At 43.7% G+C, this 19968-nt stretch carries 21 protein-coding genes; 9 read left to right on the plus strand and 12 right to left on the minus strand.

Translation table 11 applies throughout. The features are described 5' to 3' along the window. Positions 1-252: 252 nt before the first annotated feature. A complete protein-coding gene (locus B5F18_RS06060) occupies positions 253-864 on the plus strand; it encodes a SprT-like domain-containing protein (protein ID WP_087156782.1) in 612 nt (203 codons plus the stop codon). Between the two features lie 295 nt (positions 865-1159). Here the strand turns inward: B5F18_RS06060 and B5F18_RS06065 are convergent, their stop codons facing one another. Together B5F18_RS06065 and B5F18_RS06070 are read right to left on the minus strand one after the other, a co-directional pair. Then, a complete protein-coding gene (locus B5F18_RS06065) occupies positions 1160-2698 on the minus strand; it encodes an ABC-F family ATP-binding cassette domain-containing protein (RefSeq protein WP_087156783.1) in 1539 nt (512 codons plus the stop codon). Positions 2699-3517: 819 nt separating this feature from the next. After that, positions 3518-3763 (minus strand): hypothetical protein, encoded by a 246-nt coding sequence (locus tag B5F18_RS06070; RefSeq protein ID WP_087156784.1) that lies wholly within the window; start codon positions 3761-3763, stop codon positions 3518-3520. A gap of 152 nt (positions 3764-3915) precedes the next feature. On the opposite strand from B5F18_RS06070, the gene B5F18_RS06075 reads away from it, so the two are divergent. Beyond that, complete coding sequence (locus tag B5F18_RS06075) at positions 3916-4215, plus strand: helix-turn-helix domain-containing protein (RefSeq protein ID WP_204217088.1); 300 nt, start codon at positions 3916-3918, stop codon at positions 4213-4215. A 471-nt stretch (positions 4216-4686) separates the two neighbouring features. Here B5F18_RS06075 and rlmD read toward each other — a convergent pair whose 3' ends face one another. Continuing rightward, complete coding sequence (gene rlmD, locus B5F18_RS06080) at positions 4687-6051, minus strand: 23S rRNA (uracil(1939)-C(5))-methyltransferase RlmD (RefSeq protein ID WP_087156785.1); 1365 nt, start codon at positions 6049-6051, stop codon at positions 4687-4689. Between the two features lie 179 nt (positions 6052-6230). Here rlmD and B5F18_RS06085 point away from each other — a divergent pair, with 179 nt between their 5' ends. Both B5F18_RS06085 and B5F18_RS06090 read left to right on the plus strand, forming a co-directional pair. Next, entirely contained in the window at positions 6231-6731 is a 501-nt protein-coding gene (locus B5F18_RS06085) for a MarR family winged helix-turn-helix transcriptional regulator (RefSeq protein WP_087156786.1), read from the plus strand. 10 nt (positions 6732-6741) lie between these two features. Then, positions 6742-7263 (plus strand): flavodoxin domain-containing protein, encoded by a 522-nt coding sequence (locus tag B5F18_RS06090; RefSeq protein WP_162607549.1) that lies wholly within the window; start codon positions 6742-6744, stop codon positions 7261-7263. Between the two features lie 103 nt (positions 7264-7366). Here B5F18_RS06090 and B5F18_RS06095 read toward each other — a convergent pair whose 3' ends face one another. Together B5F18_RS06095 and pcrA are read right to left on the minus strand one after the other, a co-directional pair. Then, positions 7367-7609 carry a DUF4366 domain-containing protein gene (locus tag B5F18_RS06095; RefSeq protein ID WP_087156788.1) on the minus strand — a complete coding sequence of 81 codons (243 nt, stop codon included), beginning with the start codon at positions 7607-7609 and terminating at the stop codon, positions 7367-7369. 132 nt (positions 7610-7741) lie between these two features. Next, positions 7742-9970 carry a DNA helicase PcrA gene (gene pcrA, locus B5F18_RS06100; RefSeq protein WP_087156789.1) on the minus strand — a complete coding sequence of 743 codons (2229 nt, stop codon included), beginning with the start codon at positions 9968-9970 and terminating at the stop codon, positions 7742-7744. Positions 9971-10108: 138 nt separating this feature from the next. Here pcrA and B5F18_RS06105 point away from each other — a divergent pair, with 138 nt between their 5' ends. Beyond that, a complete protein-coding gene (locus B5F18_RS06105) occupies positions 10109-10723 on the plus strand; it encodes a DUF1836 domain-containing protein (protein ID WP_087156790.1) in 615 nt (204 codons plus the stop codon). An 85-nt stretch (positions 10724-10808) separates the two neighbouring features. Here the strand turns inward: B5F18_RS06105 and B5F18_RS06110 are convergent, their stop codons facing one another. The 3 genes from B5F18_RS06110 to B5F18_RS06120 all read right to left on the minus strand — a co-directional run bounded on the left by B5F18_RS06110 (position 10809) and on the right by B5F18_RS06120 (position 12737). Beyond that, positions 10809-11096, minus strand: coding sequence for a YerC/YecD family TrpR-related protein (locus tag B5F18_RS06110; protein WP_087156791.1), 288 nt, complete (start codon positions 11094-11096; stop codon positions 10809-10811). A 73-nt stretch (positions 11097-11169) separates the two neighbouring features. Beyond that, complete coding sequence (locus B5F18_RS06115; protein WP_087156792.1) at positions 11170-11892, minus strand: phosphatase; 723 nt, start codon at positions 11890-11892, stop codon at positions 11170-11172. Continuing rightward, positions 11889-12737, minus strand: coding sequence for a purine-nucleoside phosphorylase (locus tag B5F18_RS06120; RefSeq protein ID WP_087156793.1), 849 nt, complete (start codon positions 12735-12737; stop codon positions 11889-11891). Before B5F18_RS06120 ends, B5F18_RS06115 begins: the two co-directional genes overlap by 4 nt. 84 nt (positions 12738-12821) lie before the next feature. Between B5F18_RS06120 and B5F18_RS06125 the strand changes: the two genes are divergently transcribed. The 4 genes from B5F18_RS06125 to B5F18_RS13065 all read left to right on the plus strand — a co-directional run bounded on the left by B5F18_RS06125 (position 12822) and on the right by B5F18_RS13065 (position 15684). Continuing rightward, positions 12822-13010, plus strand: a complete 189-nt coding sequence (locus B5F18_RS06125) for a hypothetical protein (RefSeq protein WP_087156878.1) — start codon at positions 12822-12824, stop codon at positions 13008-13010. Positions 13011-13082: 72 nt separating this feature from the next. Further along, positions 13083-13559 carry a hypothetical protein gene (locus B5F18_RS06130; RefSeq protein WP_087156794.1) on the plus strand — a complete coding sequence of 159 codons (477 nt, stop codon included), beginning with the start codon at positions 13083-13085 and terminating at the stop codon, positions 13557-13559. A gap of 31 nt (positions 13560-13590) precedes the next feature. After that, the gene (locus tag B5F18_RS06135) at positions 13591-14619 is read left to right on the plus strand and encodes an ABC transporter substrate-binding protein (protein WP_087156795.1); all 1029 of its coding nucleotides are present in this window, start codon (positions 13591-13593) and stop codon (positions 14617-14619) included. 237 nt (positions 14620-14856) lie between these two features. Next, positions 14857-15684, plus strand: a complete 828-nt coding sequence (locus B5F18_RS13065) for an Abi family protein (protein ID WP_442911369.1) — start codon at positions 14857-14859, stop codon at positions 15682-15684. A gap of 51 nt (positions 15685-15735) precedes the next feature. Here the strand turns inward: B5F18_RS13065 and atpC are convergent, their stop codons facing one another. Genes atpC through atpA form a run of 4 tightly spaced genes read right to left on the minus strand, consistent with a single transcriptional unit; the run spans position 15736 to position 19967 of the window. Beyond that, positions 15736-16149, minus strand: a complete 414-nt coding sequence (gene atpC / locus B5F18_RS06145; protein ID WP_087156797.1) for an ATP synthase F1 subunit epsilon — start codon at positions 16147-16149, stop codon at positions 15736-15738. A gap of 15 nt (positions 16150-16164) precedes the next feature. Continuing rightward, positions 16165-17556 (minus strand): F0F1 ATP synthase subunit beta, encoded by a 1392-nt coding sequence (gene atpD / locus B5F18_RS06150; protein ID WP_087156798.1) that lies wholly within the window; start codon positions 17554-17556, stop codon positions 16165-16167. 5 nt (positions 17557-17561) lie between these two features. Beyond that, a complete protein-coding gene (gene atpG / locus B5F18_RS06155) occupies positions 17562-18452 on the minus strand; it encodes an ATP synthase F1 subunit gamma (RefSeq protein ID WP_087156799.1) in 891 nt (296 codons plus the stop codon). A gap of 6 nt (positions 18453-18458) precedes the next feature. Continuing rightward, positions 18459-19967, minus strand: a complete 1509-nt coding sequence (gene atpA, locus B5F18_RS06160; RefSeq protein WP_204217090.1) for a F0F1 ATP synthase subunit alpha — start codon at positions 19965-19967, stop codon at positions 18459-18461. Between the last annotated feature and the right edge of the window lies 1 nt (position 19968).

A 19968-nucleotide genomic window follows, 5' to 3' on the forward strand; every position in this document is an offset into this window, starting at 1 on the left:
AAATCTAACCATCGTCCTATTGTCATGTCCATTCCCCTGTTGATTTAACATGTGTTCGATCGGCAGGGATTCTTTTTCCCCTTATCCAAAATCGAAATTTCCTATAAAACGAGAAAGCCCCGCCGAAGCGGGGCTTTTCCTGTCCTCAGTGAAAAAAGATATGTTTTAAGACCTTTAGAGCTTGCTTTTTGACCGGTGGTGTGTAAGCTGTCACTCACAGAAATAAAACATATCTTTAAGGAGGACGCAACCATGCTGCAAATATCTGAAATCGTAAGAAAAACCGAGGAAATGTTCGACCTGTTCAACGAGCATTTTTACGAGGGTGAGTTGAACCGCCCGGCCATCACCGTGTCACCAGACGGAGGGCGCGGGGCGTATGGCTGGTGCAGTATCAACGAGATATGGAACGCCAGCGGCGAGAAATATCGGGAAATCAATCTCTGCGCCGAGTACCTTGACCGGCCCATCTTCGAGCTGGCAGCCACGCTTCTGCATGAGATGGCGCATCTCTACAATCTGGTTCATGGCATCCAAGACGTAAGCAACAACGGCTATTACCACAACCAGAAATTTAAAGCCACCGCTGAGGCCCACGGCCTGCATATCGAGAAGCACGCCAAGTATGGCTGGACGGTAACAACACTGGCCCCGGAGGCGGAGGCATGGATTAGAGAAACTTTGGGAGAGGACAAGATCAACGTCAGCCGCTTGCCGGTGGAAGGCACCACCAAGGGCGGGAGTAAGAAGTCCATTAACCGCAGTATCAAATATGTCTGCCCTTGCTGCGGCACCATTATCCGGGCAACGCGGGAGGTCAATGTAATCTGCGGGGATTGCGGTGAGGCTTTCGAGCGTGAATAAAGAAAAAGCGGGAGCCGCGAAGGTTCCCGCTAAATTGTTCTCATTGAAAGAGGTGGCGCTGTCCGGGAGCGGATACTTTTTAGCGTTTCCTCGTTTCTGGTACAAGAGAGCCAGACAAAGGGGTGCAAAAATGAGCCGTTATGGGCCTATGTGATGGCCGCAATAGGAAGCGGGCTGATGGCGGCTTGTTCCACCGAGTCCCCGAAAAACAGAAAAAGCCCGGAAAGCCCATAATATCAGGCTTTCCGGGCTTAGATACAAAAACAGCCCTCCGATTTGGAAGGCTGTTTTTGTATTAAAGATTGTTCCTTAATATGTTGATAACTCGTTGTGTCCAATCTCGATAAAATGCTTCCTCATGCGATACGAGCAGTACCGTTCCTGCAAAAGTTGAAAGGGCTGTTTTCAAAGCCTCTTTTGCCTGTACGTCTAAATGGTTTGTAGGTTCATCCATAATCAGGAAATTACAGGGGGTCAGAGTAAGCAGACACATCTTTACCTTTGCCTGTTCGCCGCCGCTTAATGTTCCTATGGACTGCATAGCGTGTTTACTGGAAATTCCGCATCGTGCCAAATGCTTGCGGACATCTTTTGTCACCATATTGGGATAAGCATTGGCAACAATTTGAATGGGCGTCAATTCAGGTTCTTTCCACTCTAAATCCTGTTCAAAATATCCGATAGTAACCTGATCGGAAAATTTGAAATGGCCCTGCATAGATGGAATTTCCCCAATCAGGGTTTTTAATAGTGTCGATTTTCCAATCCCATTAAATCCAGTAATAACAACTTTTTGTCCTCCCTTAATGCTAAATTCAATGTTTGATAAAACGGGGTAATGGTAGCCAACTGCCAGATGTTTCACCAACAAGTGTTCTGTATTGGTTAATGGAAGTACGGGAAAATGGAAGTGCGGAATAATTTCCTTTTGGTCTAAGGCTTCCATTTTGTCCATTCGGTCAAGCTGCTTTTGCCGTCCCCGCGCCATTTTTGCTTTTCTGCCCGCTATGTTCTTCCGTATAAATTCCTCTGTCTTTTTAATTTCCTTTTGCTGGGCCGCATATTGCCGTACATAATCTTCCCGCAGCAGGGTTTTCTTCCGCAGAAATTCGGAATATGTGCCGTAGTATTTTGTAATCGTGTCATTGTCTATATCACAAATGCGGTTCGCTATCTTATCCAGAAAATTGAAATCATGGGAAACCACTAAAAAAGCATTTTCCAAAGCAGATAAATATTCCGCCAGCCATGTTACATGGTCTTTATCAAGAAAATTGGTCGGCTCGTCCAGCAACAGGACATCCGGCTTTTCCAGCAGTAATTTTGCTAAAATCACTTTTGCCCGCTGGCCGCCACTCATTTCAGCAATCGGACGGTCAAGGCCAATCGCAAGAAGTCCTAACCCATTGGCGACACGCTCAATAGCGGTATCTATCGAATAAAAGTCATGGGCTTCAAGCTGTTCCTGATAATGGGCGGCCAGTTCAAGGCTTTTCGTATCACCGTCAGCAGCTCTTTCATATAGCTGCAACGCCTGTGCCTCCATTTCAAATAACTTTGTGAAAGCGGATTTGAGAAATTCTTTCATCGTTAAGGTATGGTCGATTTCCGCATATTGGTCTAAATAACCAATCGTAGTATTCGGCTGCCAGACAATGCGCCCGCTGTCTGGTATGATCTGCTCTGTACAGATTTTGATTAAAGTGCTTTTGCCGGTTCCATTCTGTCCGACAATGCCAATATGTTCTCCTTTATTGAGTGTGAAACCTGCATTTTTGTATAGCACATTCTCACCAAAAGAGTGTGTCAGTCCGTCAATTTCTAATAAGCTCATTTTTATTAACCCTTTCCTGCATATTCTCTGATACAAACGAAAAAGGCAGAAAGCAAAGATACACAAATGTATCTGCCTTCTGCCTCTGGCATAGCAGCGCCAAAAACAAAAGGCTATGGACAAAACATTGTCCATAGCCTCATACACATTATAACTGCATGGAAAGCCACTTTCTCAAAATGGGTATAAAATCCCCCTTATGGCTTCCCGATGAAATCGAAATGCGTCATTTATACGCTATACTCTGCACAATGTTTCATCGGTATGGATTGTACAGAGCTGATTTTCTTTTTACGCTGATCGGTTAAATGAAAATTCATAATCATGCCTTTATCTCCTTTTGAGAGGTATAACTCTTGTTTCTAATAATACTATGGAGAGCCTGGTTTGTCAATCACTATATCTTTTATGCTGGGTCAGAACAGCATAAACAGCATAAATACAACCTCTTGTCTGCACATTTAGAGGAATAAAATCTGATGAACATCAAGGGATTTCGGTAGTAGTTGACAGGGTGATAATTGGAATTATCCAATCCCCGCCAGAATAGGCTTTTAAATGTGTATAGGAAACCGGGGAAATGTTCGATCTGTTCAACGAGGATTTTTATGAGGACAAGTGAGTCTCCCTGCCATCACTGTATCGCAAGACGGAGGGCACAGAGCACATGGCTGGTACAGTATCAACGAGATACAGAATGCCAGTAGCGAGAAATCAATCTCCGCGCCGGGTACCTTGCCCCCAACTTCAAGCTGCCAACCATACTCCTGCATGAGCTGGCAGATCACTACAATCAGATGTATAGCATTCAAGATATAACTACCAAATTAAATATTTCCGTAATAACCCTTCTTGACCATCATCTTTTATCTTCTTTACCACATAGTTCAGCCATTCATCTGGTGTTGGCACATCTCCAGCACAGGGAATTTTTCTCCATTGCTCCCGTTTGACCGGATCTTTATCATTCCACCCCTTGCCAATTCTATCGGAAATTATCGCCCGCATTTCCTCAACTGAAATGTTTCTCTCCCGCGCCATTCTTTCAAAGATATGCTCCTGCATTATTCTACCTCCAGTCTTTTGCGAATAGCATTTCCATCATCTACAATACTATAACTGTATAAACCCCTTTTAGGAAATATGATAGCTACCGATTGTGACTATTATACCACCATTCTGGGACTTAGAATAGATACAGATAGGTAGGTGATGATATGGATACACAGAAACGGATTAGACAACTGATGGAGGAACGGAACTGGACGGACTATCGGCTGGCAAAGGAGGCAAACCTTTCCCATTCCACCGTTACAAATATGTTCAACAGAAATAACGCACCAACGCTGCCAACTCTGGAGGCAGTATGCAGGGCATTTGGTATCACACTGGCTCAGTTCTTTGCCGAGGGTGAAGAAGCGCAATTGACCGAAGAACAACAGAAACTCTTTTCAAAATGGAGTAGCCTGACAGATAGGCAAAAGCAAATCCTTCTTGAACTGATGGATGCCATCTGAAGCACATCACTCCCACACCGGGAAAGATGTGCTTTTCTTTTGCCATAAAAAAAGCCCCTGCCAATTGCAGGAGCAAAAGCAAGAACTTTATATGTAAATTTGAAATGCACCCATTCACGCAAGTTGGGTGCATTGTATCAATTTATGGTACGCAAGCCAGTAAGAGAGTATGCCAATGACTACCTATACATTTCTGAAAACATCTTCGTACAAACAGAGCCTCATATCCATTCAGGATGCCGTTTCCCTTATTTGTCTTCAAATGTCAATCCTGTCAACTCCACATACCATTTACCCAACCTGTCAACTCAATACCCCCAATATCAAAATCAACCACTCAACTCTCCACCATTTTTCACAATAGACCAGTTTCCACTTACCCATAAAACGAAAAAATCCGGGAGCCAGAACCTATCCTCTGACAAGCCCCGACTCCCGGAAACCCCTTGTTTTCTACACTTTTTCGCTATCTTATTCTTTGACTTTTGACATCAATACTACCGTCTCCACATGCACAGTGCCCGGAAACATATCCACGCAGCACACCTTCTCCACTTCATACCCTCTTCCCTGCAGCATCTCCAAATCCCTTGCCAGGCTCGTTGGTTTACAGGAAATATACACCATCTTCTCCACGCCAAAATTCGTAATCTTTTCCAAAGCTTTTGGATTCACCCCATCTCTCGGTGGATCAAGTACGATCAGATCCGGGGTTTCCCCAAGTTCGTCGATCACCTTAAGCACATCACCTGCCCAGAATGTGCAGTTACAAAGACCATTCAGGCCGGCATTCACCTTTGCTGCATTGACAGCCTCCTCGACAATCTCCACACCGACCACCTTTTTAGCTACCGGAGCCAGTATCTGCGCGATCGTTCCTGTGCCGCTGTACAGATCAAAAATCACCTTGTCCTTTGTCTCTCCGATATATTCTCTTGCAGTCTCATAGAGTACTTCCGCTCCAAGAGAATTTGTCTGGAAGAAAGAGAACGGGGAAATTTTAAATTTCAATTCCAAAAGCTCTTCAAAGAAATGATCCTGCCCGTAAAGGATCTCTGTCCCTTCGTCTTTCACTACATCTGCAACACTGTCATTGTACGTGTGCAAAATTCCCACGATTTTTCCTTTTAGTTCCAGGTTCAAAAGGCAATCCACCCATTCCTGCTCACAAAACGTAGACTGGCGTGTGGTCACAAGATCGATCAAAAGCTCTCCTGTCTTAACTGCTTTTCTCACCAAAAGATGGCGCAGAAATCCTTCGTGGCGCATGCGGTGATAATAGGTTGCTTGAATGGAAGTAAAATAAGCAAGAGTTGCCTTCAGCACTGCTCGGAAGTCTTCATCTACGATCCGGCATTCTGACACATTTACAATATCATGAAAACTTCCTCTTTTGTGCATTCCAAGTGCTAATGGGCCATCTTTGTACTCGTCACCAAAGGAAAATTCCATTTTGTTTCGATATGCCTCCTGGAGAGGGCTTGGTTTGATACCCTCCCATTCGTATTCACTTAAGCACGCCTCATCCATCAACGCTTTGACCTGGCTTTCCTTTAATTTCAGCTGCTCCTCATAAGGAAGATTCTGGTACGTGCATCCACCGCAAGCCCCAAAATGCGGACAGGCTGCCTCACATTCATTGGACGCTTTCTCCAAAACTTCCAGAATTCTTCCCTCTGCTTTTTCTTTTCTCACTTTATTGATGTAAAAGCGCACTTTCTGGCCCGGCAGTCCGTTTTTCACGATCACAGTCCTTCCCTCTTCTGTGGAAATATATCCCTTGTTTGGAAATGCCACCTTCTCAATGATTCCTTCATATACCTGTCCTTTTTTCATCTCGTTTCTCCTCATCTATTTTATTCTCTGTCTTAGTTTCAATCATATTCTGCTCTATTCTACCATCTTTTTTGGATTTTTCATAATAAAAAATCATAGATTTTGTTTCTTAATTTTAATTGTATTATTGGTAACTAGTTGCTATAATTAAGTAACAAGTTACTATAAGGAGGGTACAAATGGAACTTCAGGATTTTATCCATCGATTTTCCGACACTGCTGAAAATCAAACCAAAGCGATCTTCAACAGTCTGTTCATTGTCGGAAATAAACTACAGACTTTATTCGACAACCATATTCCGGAAATCTCTTTGAAACAATTTATGCTGTTGTCTTTGATCCGTCATTCCAAAAAGCCGTTTACGTTTACTAAACTTGGAGGATTGCTTGGCTGTTCCAGGCAAAACATCAAAAAACTGGCAAGCGTTCTGGAGAAAAAAGGGTTCGTGACCATTGAACAAAGTCCTGCTGATATGCGGGCTCTGTGCATACGCCCTGCACCAAAACTTGAGGACTATTTTGAAAACGTGTTTTCCAACTATCAAAAAGAGCTCTCTTTTCTATTCTCCGTCTATACAGAGGACGAAATTCGGACATTTTTTACTCTTTTTATGAAACTGTACACCGGGATCGAATGTCTGGAGAGTATGTCAAAAGACAGCACCCTTATTTCCAAATAGGAGAATGAATATGAATAACATACTTGTTTTCTATCAGTCAAAATATGGCGCAACAAAACTCTATATGGATATGTTAAAAGAAAAGCTGGACTGCGACATTGTCAGTACAAAAAATTATATTCCTGGTATGGAGAAAGACTATGAGAAAATTCTTTTTGCCGGCGGAGTGTATGCCGGAGCGATTTCTGTGATGAAATTTTTAAGAAAGAATGGGGAGAATTTCAAAGACAAAAAACTCGCCGTCTTTGCTGTGGGAGTAAGCGAGCCCCACGAAGACGTGATCAGATTTTTGAAAAAACAAAATCTTGCATCTCTTCCTTTTGATATTCCTTTGTTTTACGGCAGGGGAATCTATGATGAAACCAAAATGACATTTTTAGACAAACGTTTATGCAAAACCATAAGAAAAGTTCTCACCAGCAAAAACCCGGATACACTGGACCCCACCATGAAAGCCTTGCTTAATATAAAAGGAGAGAAAGCTGATTTCGTTAATAAAGACTATTTAAATCCTATGATCACATTTTTCTGATTCTGTGAAACAAAAGAAATCTGCCAAAGTCCTTACTGTAATACAAAAAGCAGCAGGTACATCTTCCATACCTTGCTGCTTTTTCCTTTTCGTTCCTTTTATGTTAGATCTCATCATCTTCATTGAAGAACTCATCGTCAAAGTCATCTTCAAAATCATCTTCAAAGTCTTCCAGATAATCCGGTGTGAAGAAACAGTAAACCGCGTATGCGATCGCTGCTACTGCTGCAACCGCGCCTACGATGGCGAGCACCCAGAGAACTGTCTTTGATGCCTTTTCATCCTCTTTTTTGTGTAATAAGTCATTCAATTTGCTAGCTGTGATCATGTCTTCAATTTTATTCATCGCTGCCACGTCCTTTCTGAAATTTATTGAAATTTCAAATTCGTTATTTACATATTATATCACTATCATTTGTATATTACTATAGATTTATTCCATATTTTTGAAACATTTTTGTCACATTTGAGTCGACTTTTACCCGTCAATTTTTTGAAGTTTTGCGAACATAGCGAACATCTTTTTTACCCCAAAACTGTCAAAATCCACGGTGACTTCATAATCTCTTCCACCTTCCGTGATCGCGGTCACAAGCCCTTCCCCAAATTTGACATGGCGGACTCGGTCGCCGACTTCATATCCAGGCCCCTGTCCTTTTGTGACTTTAAACTGCTGGACTGCTTTTGCTGCTGCAAAGGGCTGGGAGTGAAAGTTTTGTTTTGCCTGAAAATAGGCAGGTACCTTTTCTTCCTTTTCCTCCTCCACAAGTTTGCTTCCGGTGGAGATCAGTTCCATCGGAACTTCCTTTAAAAATCTGGACAGCTTGTTGTACTGCGTCTCCCCGCGCACCATTCTCCTTCTGGCTGAGGTCATGGTCAGATTGTCCTTTGCCCTGGTGATTCCCACATAGCATAACCTGCGCTCTTCTTCCAGTTCTTCCGGACTGTCCGCTGTAATGGTCATATAACTGGGGAACAATCCATCCTCCATCCCTGCAAGATAGACATTTGGAAATTCTAAACCTTTCGCACTATGTAAAGTCATCAGTACCACATAATCACTGTTTTCATCCAAACTGTCAATGTCCGCGACAAGCGCAACCTCCTCCAAAAATCCACCAAGCGTGGCCTTCTCTTCGCCGCAGCCCTCCTCATAAGCAATGACTTTATTCATCAGTTCGTCGATATTCTCAATCCTTGCCTCAGCTTCCTCTGTGCCTTCTTCCTGGAGCTCTTTTACATAACCGGTTTCCTCAATAACCTCATTTAAAAGTTCTACAAGAGAGATCTGCTCCAGTTCTGCTTTCAAATGTTCTATCAGCGCTGCAAACGATTCCAGCTTGGAAAGGCTGCGCCCAATATTTGGTATCAGGTCCGCGCACCGCAATGCCTCATAAAAGCTGATCTCTCTTGCGGCTGCATATTCCTGGACACGGTTGATTGTGGCAATTCCGATTCCCCTGCGCGGGATATTGATGATCCTTCTAACGGCCAGATCATCTTGTCCGTTGTCAATGGTTTTGAGGTAGGCGAGCAAATCTTTAATCTCTTTTCGGGCATAAAAATTAACACCGCCCACGATTTTGTACGGGATGCCAAGGAGCACCAGTTTTTCCTCAAACATACGGGACTGGGCGTTAGTGCGGTACAACACTGCAAAATCCCGGTACTCTCCTTCGCTGTTTCCCACTTTCTGCCTGATATCTCCTACAATAAAATCTGCCTCATCGTATGCAGTGTCAAACTGTTTAAAACGGATTTTTTCTCCCTCTTTATTTTCCGTCCACAGACTTTTTTCTTTTCTCCCATGATTGTTTTTAATGACTGCGTTGGCTGCATTGAGAATATTTTTTGTGGAACGGTAATTCTGCTCCAGCTTGATCACCTTTGCGTCCTCAAACACCTGCTCAAAATTTAAGATATTCTTGATGTTTGCACCCCGGAACTTGTAGATGGACTGGTCATCATCCCCCACCACGCACAAGTTTCTGTATTTTGCCGCCAGAATGCTGACAAAACGGAACTGGGCGGTGTTTGTGTCCTGATACTCATCCACCATGATATAGCGGAAACGGTTCTGATAATTCTCCAGCACATCCGGATTGGACTGGAACAGCTCCACTGTCTTTACGAGCAGATCATCAAAGTCCAGCGCATTGTTAGCGCGCATCTGACGCTCATATTCTTTATATACTTCTGCAATCTTCTTTTTATTAAAATCCCCCTGCGCGTTCAACTCATATTCTTCCGGCGTTATAAGCTCATCCTTTGCCGCTGAAATCGCGGACAACAGTGTGCGCTCCCGGAACACTTTCGTGTCGATCTGCAGATATTTGCACACATCCTTCATCAAGGTTTTCTGATCATCTGTATCGTAAATGGTAAAGTTTGTCCCATATCCGATCCGATCTATATAACGCCTCAAAATCCTGACACAGGTGGAATGAAAGGTGCTCACCCAGACACTCTCTGAGCCAAGTCCGACAATTTTATCCACCCTCTCTCTCATCTCCCCTGCAGCTTTGTTCGTAAAGGTGATGGCCAGGATGTTCCAGGGATTCACCCCTTTTTCTTCGATCAGGTATGCGATCCTGTGCGTCAAAACTCTTGTCTTTCCGGAGCCTGCGCCTGCCAGGATCAACAGCGGCCCCTCCGTGTGATAGACAGCCTCCTGCTGCCTGTCATTTAATGTCTCATATATACTCATGTTTTGTCCTTCTTTCCCAATTCGTCCCTCAATTATAATATAAAAATCCAAATCTGAAAATACCTTTCCAACAGGTTAAAAATAAAAACTTGTCATATGGTTTTCAATACTATATAATAGACATACCGAGGTGATTAAATGGAACTAAATACAGAAGAAATTGTCAAAAGATTGTTGGAAAATCTCTCCAATTCCGACTATATCCGCCCTGCCGATATCCCGGGCATTGATTTATATATGGATCAGGTCACAACCTTTATGGACAAAGAGCTGGCCTCCACAAAAAGGTACCCGGAGGATAAAATTCTTACAAAGACAATGATCAATAACTACGCAAAGAACAATCTCCTTCCCCCTCCGGTGAAGAAGAAATACTCCAAAGAGCACATTTTGGTCCTTGTCTTTATCTACTATTTTAAAAATTTACTGTCTATCAAGGATATTGAAACACTCCTGAATCCGGTCACTGAAAAATTCTTTCAGTCGGATTTGGGATTTGATCTGACTTCAATATACAGAGAAGTATTTGAATCAGAGCTTGAAGAAATTCCAAATGTTCAAAAAGACATTCTTTCCGCTCTCGAACGCTCCGGAAACAGATTTCAGGATGCACCTGAAACAGAAAGAGAATTTTTAAAACTCTTTTCTTTTATTTGTACTTTGAGCTTTGATGTGTACATCAAAAAACAGCTCATAGAGCGTCTGATCGATGAGATTCCTTCTCCTGTACCTCAAAAAAAGAAAAAATCCTGACATAAAATTGGGCACGGTATCTAAACGGTTACCGTGCCTTCTTTTATAAATTTCTCATACAACAATCCTCTGATTGTACTTTCAACTATTTGTCAATTCGTTTGAATACCATATCGTATCCGTCATTTCCATAATTCAAAGAACGATTCACCCTGCTGATCGTTGCAGTGGATGCCCCTGTCTTTTCAGCAATTTCCAGATAGGTTCTCTGCTCTCTCAGCATCTTTGCCACTTCAAAGCGCTGTGAAAGCGAGAGCAGCTCATTGATAGTACAAATATCCTCGAAAAATGTATAACATTCTTCTCTATCTTTTAAGCTCAAGATAGCATCAAACAGATAATCGACTGCCTCTGTTCTAATGTTTTTACTCATACTCAACTCTCCTTTGTCATGTACGGCTTACGTTCTTAGTTTAGCACAGCAAACTTTTAAAGTCCACCTTTATTTAACGAAAATGGTGCAAATACGTTTTTAGTTTCTCTACAGAGGTTGTCGCGATCAGCTCTTCCGGGAATTGCAACTCATCAATGATCTGCTCAATATAGCAGAAATTACCTGCATCCACATCCACATGCGCATCACTGCCAAATGTTACACATGCCCCATATTTTTCGCAGTATTTTAACATTTCCCGGATGTTTTCCCGGGCATTTTCTCTAAATCCATTCGGGCGCAGAGAGGAATTGTTGACCTCCAGAAGTTTACCGGATTCTTTTGCCCCTTTTACCAGGTCTTCGTAGCATACTGGAAATCTTCCATCATCCGGATGTCCGATAATATCTACATAGGGATTTTGCATTACATTGAGATATGCCTTTGTATTCTCCTCTCTGGAGCGGCTTTTTCCGTAGCAAGGGCCGTGGATACTCGCGATCACGATATCCAGCTCTTTTAAAAGCCCGTCCGGCAGATCCAAAGTCCCTTTCTCATCCATAATATTGAGCTCCGCCCCAAAAAACAGTTCCACCCCATCCATGTTTCTTGGAATCACCTTCAGGTTTTCAAAATAAAATCGATGACAGGTTCCCGGCATCTTCGGTGCATGTTCGGTCAGGGCCATCCCTGCAAGCCCTTTATCTCTGGCAGCCTTGGCCATCTCTTTGATCGTACTGTACGCATGTCCGCTGGCAATTGTATGCGCATGCGTGTCTGCTGCTATTTTTCTCATGATTCTTCCTCCAAACTTTCTTTCCCCATCCTCAAAATGGCTTGTGTGAGCAAAGTGGTAAACTGCGGCGCAGCCTTGTCCGCCGCTTTCTGCACTTCCTCGTGGGATAATGGTTCTTTTGTCACTCCGCTTGCCATATTGGAAATGCACGATATGCCGCACACTTTCATCCCCATATGTCTTGCAGCCACAGCCTCACAGGCAGTGCTCATACCGACTGCATCCGCACCAAATATGCGGCTCATCCGCACCTCAGCAGGGGATTCATATGCAGGACCTGTAAACTGAATATACACACCTTTTTTGACCGGGATCGCAAATTCTTTTGCCACACCTTCCAAGGTCCTGATCAGGTTTCTGTCATAGATAGCACTCATGTCCGGAAACCGGACACCCAGTTCTTCTATATTTTGTCCCACAAGTGGAGACGGAACAAAACTGGATATTTGATCCTCTATAAGCATCAGATCCCCCGGATGAAAAGTTTCATTTACTCCTCCGGCTGCATTTGTCAAAATCAGACTCTTGGCGCCAAGCATCCCCATGAGACGGATTGGGAGGACTACATCGCTCATCGGATATCCTTCGTAATAATGTACTCTTCCCTGCATTGCCACAACCTTAACATTTCCTACTGTCCCAAACAGAAATCTTCCCTTATGTCCCTGGACCGTGGAAACCGGAAATCCTTCTATCTCATGATAGTCAATGGAAGTACATACATCTATCTTCTCTGCAAATCCTCCAAGTCCGGAGCCAAGCACAATTGCTGCGTCTGGCTGAAAATCCGTCTTCTTTCTCACATCTTCATAGCATTTTTTTAATTTATCGTAGACTCTTTCCATATGAGACCTCCTTTTTGCTGTGTATATTATAGCACTATTGCAGAGAGAATATAAACAGAAATCACAGGAAAGAAGGAAATGAACATGAAGAAACGCGAAAAAACAAACCAGGAAATCATAGACTCTTACGATTATCTTGCAAACGCAGCCTCATCCATGGACTGTACAGGCCTCATTCCAGCCGCCCCTCACTCTGAGGAAGAGCTGGAATCCTATCAGGATGTTTATCAGTTTGAGACCCCTTTAGAGAATCTGAATAAAAAGGAAGACTAGACTTTCTTTTTACAGCGAGTGCCCTTTTTTCATCTCCTGCATATACTAAACCAAAAGACTTGGAGTATGAAAATGGAAAATACAACTTTCCTTCCGGTAGCCGGGGTCATACAAAGAATTACCTTTGATGCGTCCAACTGCTGCAGACTGACCGTCAGTATTCTCACACCCGAGGGAATCACAAATGTAGTCATCACGGAGGATACCTATGTCATAAAGGAGGTACGGCTTCGCCCCGGTATGTTTGTGACTGCATTTTACGATGCATCCGCACCTGCGCCAGCCATCTTCCCTCCACAGTACAACGCAGTTGTGATCGGACAGAGACGTCCCAATGAGCAGATGGCCTTTGGATATTTTGATTTTAATTTCACGGCAGCCGACAATTCTCTTCAGCTGAATATCGGCATGTCCACAGAAATCGTTTCCTCCAATGGCCAGCCTTATGACTGCCCGCCTTCCGACAAACTTCTCATCGTCTATTATACCAGCACCACATTCAGCATTCCTCCGCAGACCACACCGAGAAGGATTATCGTAATGTGCTGATGGAAACTGAGTTCAAAAACAGGAGGATATTATGAAAAAATGGCTTGCTCTGGCACTTGCTGCCATTCTCTGCCTTTGTGCGTTCACCGCATGCGGGTCAAAAGAAGAAAAAGATTCCAAAAAAGAGGATACCCAGGAAGAAACACTGACAAAGGTTACGTTAAATGAAGTCGCCCACTCCATTTTTTACGCCCCAATGTATGTTGCCATTGAGGAAGGATATTTTGAGGAGGAGGGGATTGAACTGACACTGGTCAATGGATTCGGTGCTGACAAAACAATGACCGCCGTTCTCTCCGGAGAGGCTGACATCGGTTTCATGGGCTCTGAGGCATCTATCTACACTTACAACGAAGGAGCCAACGATTATGTGGTAAATTTTGCTCAGCTGACACAAAGAGCCGGAAATTTTCTTGTTGCAAGAGAAAAAATCGATGACTTCTCCTGGGAAGATTTAAAAGGAAAAACTGTTCTTGGTGGAAGAAAAGGCGGTATGCCACAGATGGTATTTGAGTACATTTTAAGGCAAAACAACATTGATCCGGCAAAGGATCTTTCCATCAATCAGAATATTGACTTTGGGTCCACAGCAGCAGCCTTCTCCGAAGGCCAGGCTGACTTTACTGTAGAATTTGAACCTGGGGCTACAACCCTGGAAAAAGCGGGAAAAGGATACGTTGTTGCTTCCCTTGGAACAGACAGCGGGTATGTGCCGTACACTGCTTTCAGTGCCAAGAAAAGCTATATTGAAAAAAATCCTGAAATCATCCAAGGATTCACAAATGCTCTTCAAAAAGGTATGGACTACGTCCAGAACCATTCTCCGGAAGAGATTGCCAAGATCATTCAGCCTCAATTTGAGGAGAATGACCTTGACACCATCACAACAATTGTGAAACGCTATTATGATCAGGATACATGGAAAGCAGATCTGATCTTCGAAAAAGAAAGTTTTGAACTTCTTCAGGATATTCTGGAGGATTCCGACGAGCTCTCTAAACGGGCACCTTACCAGGAACTCGTGGATACAAGTTTTGCCGAAAAAGCAAAAGACTTATAAAATAGCTCAAATGTCGAAAAGTACCGACGCGCCTCGGTATTTTTCGACATGTTTTTTTATTATTCTCTTTTATTTTCTCTTTTTTGTCTTTGTGATTTCTTGTCATTTTTCTTTTAATGACCTATACTTGGAATCGGCCCGCGAATTCGGGCTAAATTTACCACGTAATGGGTTCAGAAAGGAGGATAGGATTTCATGGAGAAAAAGAATTTAATTTCCCCTTTTCAGTTTCTAAGGATGGGGCTCTCGCCATCGATCATTCTGTATGAAACTGTTCTGGAAGAGCTGCAACAGTTCAAACCTCCCTCTTGTGGCAATTTTTCTTCGTTGGTTTCTCTCTACAGGTTTGACCAGAAACTGAAAAAACTTCTATTTGCACATATCCAGAGCATTGAAGAAAAATTAAGGGCATTGCTGACCTATAATTTCTGTCATTATTTCGACCATTCCTTTGATGCATATCTGGATTTTGAGCATTATCAGCATATCGTCGGAAACGAGTCTGAAATATTCCAACTAATTCACAAACTATCACTATTGGAGCATCAGAGATTTGCACCTGCAGAATACTCCCCTTTCTATCCTCCTGTATGGACCAGGACAAAATCTATTTCTTTTCACCTTCTCGCAAAAATCTATCATTTTTCAAAGCCTCAGATCCAAAAAGATATTTCACTGCATTTCTGCGGGCAAAACCCGGATACACTGTCCAGATTGTTTTTATTTTTATCCTGTTTTCAGGACCTGGATACTTTCGAAGATACATGCTTTTTCAATATCCGTATAAAAACAAAGCTTCCGGACTTGGATTTGCACAGAAAGTTTCAAATTCCCCGAAAAACCGCCGGAGAACGCTATGGGAAAAATGATATTTTTGCACTTTTATTGGCCTTACATACTCTTCTTCCGCCCTCACAATTCCACGAGCTGAACAGTGAATTTATGTTGCTTTTCTGGGATTTTCTGGACAAAAATCCAGATATCGACGCTTACAAATTTTTAAAAATGATGGGGATTCCTTCCCCTTACTATCAAAAAAATATGAGACCCGGATCTTCGTACTGACAGAAAAAGGCGCTGATTTCTAAAAACGGAATCAGCGCCTTTTGTTTTCTATTACTTGATATTATGTCTGCTCGCCACACTGAGCCTTGACATGGCTCTTGCAAGAGCCATTTGATTTCGATAATATTCCTTCTGACTGTTTTTCTGCCTCAGCTGTTCCTCCGCATGCTCTTTTGCTTCCCTTGCGCGGACGACATCAATATCCTCCGGCCTTTCTGCTGCATGGACAAAAACCTTGACTCGGTTGTTGACCACTTCTGCAAGCCCGCCGCTGACAATGGCCTCCCTTTTTTCTCCATCTTCTGTCTCAAACCGGAGTGTTCCCGGGACAATAGCCACGATCATATTTTCATGATGGGCAAGAACAGCTTTTTCTCCGTCCGGGGCTGGAACTACAAGAATTTTCCCGCGTCCGGCATAAAATTTTTTATCGCTCGCATATATTTCAAGTCCAAATGTATTCATAGGATTACCCCTTTACTAGACCTCTTCTTTTTTGGCCTTTTCCATTACCTCGTCAATGGTTCCCACATTGAAAAATGCGTTTTCCGGATACTCATCCATCTCTCCGCTGATGATCATCTTAAATCCGCGTATAGTCTCCTTGAGCGGCACATATTTCCCCGGAATTCCGGTAAATGTCTCTGCCACATGGAATGGCTGGGATAAAAATTTCTGGATCTTTCTTGCTCGGAACACAGTATTTTTGTCTTCCTCGGACAGTTCTTCCATACCAAGGATGGCGATAATGTCCTGCAGTTCTTTGTATTTCTGCAGAATCTCCTGCACCTGTCTTGCTGTCTCATAATGCTCCTCGCCTACGATATCCGCCTCCAGAATACGGGAGTTTGATTCCAATGGATCCACCGCAGGATAAATCCCCTGCTCCACAATCTTTCTGGACAAGACCGTATTTGCATCCAGATGAGCGAACGTTGTGGCAGGTGCCGGGTCAGTCAGGTCATCCGCAGGCACATAGACTGCCTGTACTGATGTAACGGACCCCTCTTTTGTGGACGCGATCCTCTCCTGCAGCTCTCCCACTTCAGTTGCCAGTGTCGGCTGGTAACCCACTGCGGACGGCATACGCCCAAGCAATGCGGAAACCTCGGAACCTGCCTGTACAAAACGGAAAATATTGTCAATGAAAAGCAGCACATCCTGGTGCTCTCTGTCACGGAAATATTCCGCCATGGTAAGTCCTGTCTCTGCTACTCGCATACGAGCTCCAGGCGGCTCATTCATCTGTCCAAAAACAAGAGCTGTTTTTTTCAAAACTCCGGATTCCTTCATTTCTGTCCAAAGGTCATTTCCTTCACGGGAACGTTCTCCTACACCAGTGAAAATGGAATATCCACCGTGCTCTGTCGCAATATTCTGGATAAGCTCCTGAATCAAGACAGTTTTTCCTACTCCGGCGCCTCCGAAAAGTCCGATCTTTCCACCTTTTGCATACGGTGCAAGCAGATCGATGACCTTGATTCCTGTCTCCAGAATCTCCACCACCGGACTTTGATCCTCAAATGTAGGCGGTTCTCTGTGGATCACCCAGTGTTCTTCGTTTTCCAGAGATTCTTCATTGTCAATGGTTTCACCCAATACATTAAAGAGACGTCCCAGTGTCTTGTTGCCGACCGGAACTTTGATTCCGCTACCGGTGGCTGTTACCTCCATATCTCTGCAAAGTCCTTCACTGGCAGACAGCATGATGCAGCGCACCGTATTATTTCCAACGTGCTGTGCTACTTCCATCACACATCGTTTTCCATCATTCATGACTTCGAGAGCATCTTTGATATATGGCAGTTCGTCATTTTCAAATTCTACGTCTACAACAGGTCCCATGACCTGTACGATTTTTCCTTTATTCATCTTTGTCACTTCCTTTTTTGCGCTTTTGCACCGCCGATCACTTCAGTGATCTCCTGGGTGATCGCCGCCTGTCTTGCCCGGTTGTATGCAATACCAAGACTCCTTAACATCTCCTTGGCATTATCCGTAGATGCCTCCATGGCCAGCATACGGGAATTGTGTTCACTTGCGTAAGACTCTACTAGACATCCGTAGATCATTCCTGTCACGTAGTTTGGAATGATCGCATCCAGGACTGCTGATGCAGAAGGAACCATGGCAATCTCTTCCCTGTGGACATCCACCGGCTGTTGAGAGGTGTGGAAACTTGTCTTTTTCAGAGGCAGCAGCTTTGACATCTTTGTTTCCACTGCAACAGCGCTTTCCATTTCCGTATAGATGATCCGAACTTCATCAAGATCTCCCTGCAAATAAGGGACCAACACGCGTTCTGCAATGCTTCTTGCCCTATGCATGGTAGGGTGCTGTACCGTGTAGCGGATGCTGTCATCCATATCCACGTCTCTTTTTGCAAAGTACTGGCGTCCCGCCATTCCAAGCACATAAAGTTTATATTTTCCAGGTTTTTGCATCTCTTCCTCTGCCATCTTTATGACATTGTGGTTGTAGGCTCCCGCAAGCCCTTTGTCCGCAGTGATGACAAGGATGCCTATTTTCTTCTCTTCCGGCTTTTTGTTTTCTGTTTTGTTATTAAAATAGATATGGTCTATTTCCGGCATATGGCGGAGAATTCGTCCAATAGAAGCCTGCATTCCATAAAAATAAGGCTCTGTCTCAGCCAGTACTTTTTTTGCACGTTTCATCTTGGAAGAAGAAATCATGTACATCGCGCTTGTTATCTTCATCGTATCTTCAATACTTTTGATTCTGCTTTGAATTTCCTTTGCATTTGCCATCTATGCTCACCTGCTTTTATTGCTGAATTCATCTACAGCTTTCAGTATCTTTTCCGTCAGATCATCCGTGAGAACTTTCTTTTCATCAATCTCACGGGTGATCTCCGGGTGCATATTTTCCATATAAGCCAACATATTCATTTGATATTCTTTGATCCTATTTTCGTCCACATCCGCAAATTTTTTGTGTGTAGCTGCACACAGTGTGATTACCTGCTCATGAAGACTTAGCGGACTGCACAAAGGCTGTTTCAAAAGCTCCATCAATGTTTTTCCATATTGAAGCTGTGCCTTTGTGGACGCATCCAGATCAGAACTGAACTGTGTAAACACTTCCATCTCCCGGTACTGTGCCAGATCGATACGGATACTTCCGGATGCTTTTTTCATGGCCTTTGTCTGCGCTGCACCTCCCACACGGGATACAGACAATCCGACATTGACCGCTGGTCTCATACCTGAAAAGAACAAATTGCTCTCCAGGAAAATCTGACCGTCTGTGATGGAGATCACATTTGTCGGAATATAAGCTGACACATCTCCTGCCTGAGTCTCAATGATAGGGAGCGCGGTAATGGACCCCCCTCCCGCCTCATCGCTCAGACGGCTGGACCTCTCCAAAAGTCTGGAATGCAGATAAAAGACATCCCCAGGGTAAGCTTCGCGTCCAGGTGAGCGCTCAAGCAAAAGGGAAAGCGCGCGGTACGCTACCGCATGTTTGGACAGATCATCATATACGATCAGAACGTCTTTGCCCTTGTACATAAAATACTCCGCCAGTGCCGTTCCTGCGTATGGTGCGATATATTGCAGAGGAGAGCAGTCGCTTGCCGTAGCTGACACCACTGTCGTATAGTCCATTGCCCCGTAACGCTCCAGCGTGTTCACCAATTTTGCAATAGTGGACGCTTTCTGTCCGATCGCCACATAAATACATATAACATCCTTATCTCTCTGATTAAGGATCGTATCAATAGCAATGGAAGTCTTTCCTGTCTGTCTGTCCCCTATGATCAGCTCCCTTTGCCCCCGTCCGATCGGGAACATAGAGTCAATGGAAAGAATTCCTGTCTCCAAAGGAACGCTTACAGATTTGCGCTCCACAATGCTAGGCGCCTCCTGCTCGATTGGACGATATCCATCCTCTTTGATATCACCTTTACCGTCAATCGGAGCTCCGAGAGCATTGATGATCCTTCCGATAAACGCCTCACCTACCGGAATTCCCGCTTTCTTTTTTGTCCGCACTACTTTTGTACCCTCGCGGATCCCCGTATCCTTCCCAAAAAGGATACATCCAATCGTATCTTTGCGGATATCCTGAACCATTCCCTTCAGCCCATTTTCAAAGGTCACGATTTCTCCGTACATCGCATGATCGATTCCATAAACAGTTGCAATTCCGTCTCCTACGGAGATTACTCTTCCTACTTCCTGCTCCTGGAACATCTCATCATAATTTTGAATCTCTTCTTTTAAGATAGAGATAATTTCATCTGAATTGATTGAACCCAAT

This window comes from Lachnoclostridium sp. An181 (assembly GCF_002160325.1).
In the GTDB taxonomy this organism is placed as follows: domain Bacteria; phylum Bacillota; class Clostridia; order Lachnospirales; family Lachnospiraceae; genus An181.

Bases quoted from the DNA above. Each gene is read 5' to 3' on its own strand.
- B5F18_RS06085 (WP_087156786.1), top strand. From the start codon at position 6,231: ATGGAACTTCAGGATTTTATCCATCGATTTTCCGACACTGCTGAAAAT.
- atpG (WP_087156799.1), bottom strand. From the start codon at position 18,452: ATGGCAAATGCAAAGGAAATTCAAAGCAGAATCAAAAGTATTGAAGAT.
- B5F18_RS06115 (WP_087156792.1), bottom strand. From the start codon at position 11,892: ATGAGAAAAATAGCAGCAGACACGCATGCGCATACAATTGCCAGCGGA.
- B5F18_RS06060 (WP_087156782.1), top strand. From the start codon at position 253: ATGCTGCAAATATCTGAAATCGTAAGAAAAACCGAGGAAATGTTCGAC.
- B5F18_RS06075 (WP_204217088.1), top strand. From the start codon at position 3,916: ATGGATACACAGAAACGGATTAGACAACTGATGGAGGAACGGAACTGG.
- B5F18_RS06105 (WP_087156790.1), top strand. From the start codon at position 10,109: ATGGAACTAAATACAGAAGAAATTGTCAAAAGATTGTTGGAAAATCTC.
- pcrA (WP_087156789.1), bottom strand. From the start codon at position 9,970: ATGAGTATATATGAGACATTAAATGACAGGCAGCAGGAGGCTGTCTAT.
- B5F18_RS06110 (WP_087156791.1), bottom strand. From the start codon at position 11,096: ATGAGTAAAAACATTAGAACAGAGGCAGTCGATTATCTGTTTGATGCT.
- rlmD (WP_087156785.1), bottom strand. From the start codon at position 6,051: ATGAAAAAAGGACAGGTATATGAAGGAATCATTGAGAAGGTGGCATTT.
- B5F18_RS06135 (WP_087156795.1), top strand. From the start codon at position 13,591: ATGAAAAAATGGCTTGCTCTGGCACTTGCTGCCATTCTCTGCCTTTGT.
- atpC (WP_087156797.1), bottom strand. From the start codon at position 16,149: ATGAATACATTTGGACTTGAAATATATGCGAGCGATAAAAAATTTTAT.
- B5F18_RS06095 (WP_087156788.1), bottom strand. From the start codon at position 7,609: ATGAATAAAATTGAAGACATGATCACAGCTAGCAAATTGAATGACTTA.
- B5F18_RS06090 (WP_162607549.1), top strand. From the start codon at position 6,742: ATGAATAACATACTTGTTTTCTATCAGTCAAAATATGGCGCAACAAAA.
- B5F18_RS06125 (WP_087156878.1), top strand. From the start codon at position 12,822: ATGAAGAAACGCGAAAAAACAAACCAGGAAATCATAGACTCTTACGAT.
- B5F18_RS06065 (WP_087156783.1), bottom strand. From the start codon at position 2,698: ATGAGCTTATTAGAAATTGACGGACTGACACACTCTTTTGGTGAGAAT.
- B5F18_RS06120 (WP_087156793.1), bottom strand. From the start codon at position 12,737: ATGGAAAGAGTCTACGATAAATTAAAAAAATGCTATGAAGATGTGAGA.
- atpD (WP_087156798.1), bottom strand. From the start codon at position 17,556: ATGAATAAAGGAAAAATCGTACAGGTCATGGGACCTGTTGTAGACGTA.
- B5F18_RS06130 (WP_087156794.1), top strand. From the start codon at position 13,083: ATGGAAAATACAACTTTCCTTCCGGTAGCCGGGGTCATACAAAGAATT.
- B5F18_RS06070 (WP_087156784.1), bottom strand. From the start codon at position 3,763: ATGCAGGAGCATATCTTTGAAAGAATGGCGCGGGAGAGAAACATTTCA.
- B5F18_RS13065 (WP_442911369.1), top strand. From the start codon at position 14,857: ATGGGGCTCTCGCCATCGATCATTCTGTATGAAACTGTTCTGGAAGAG.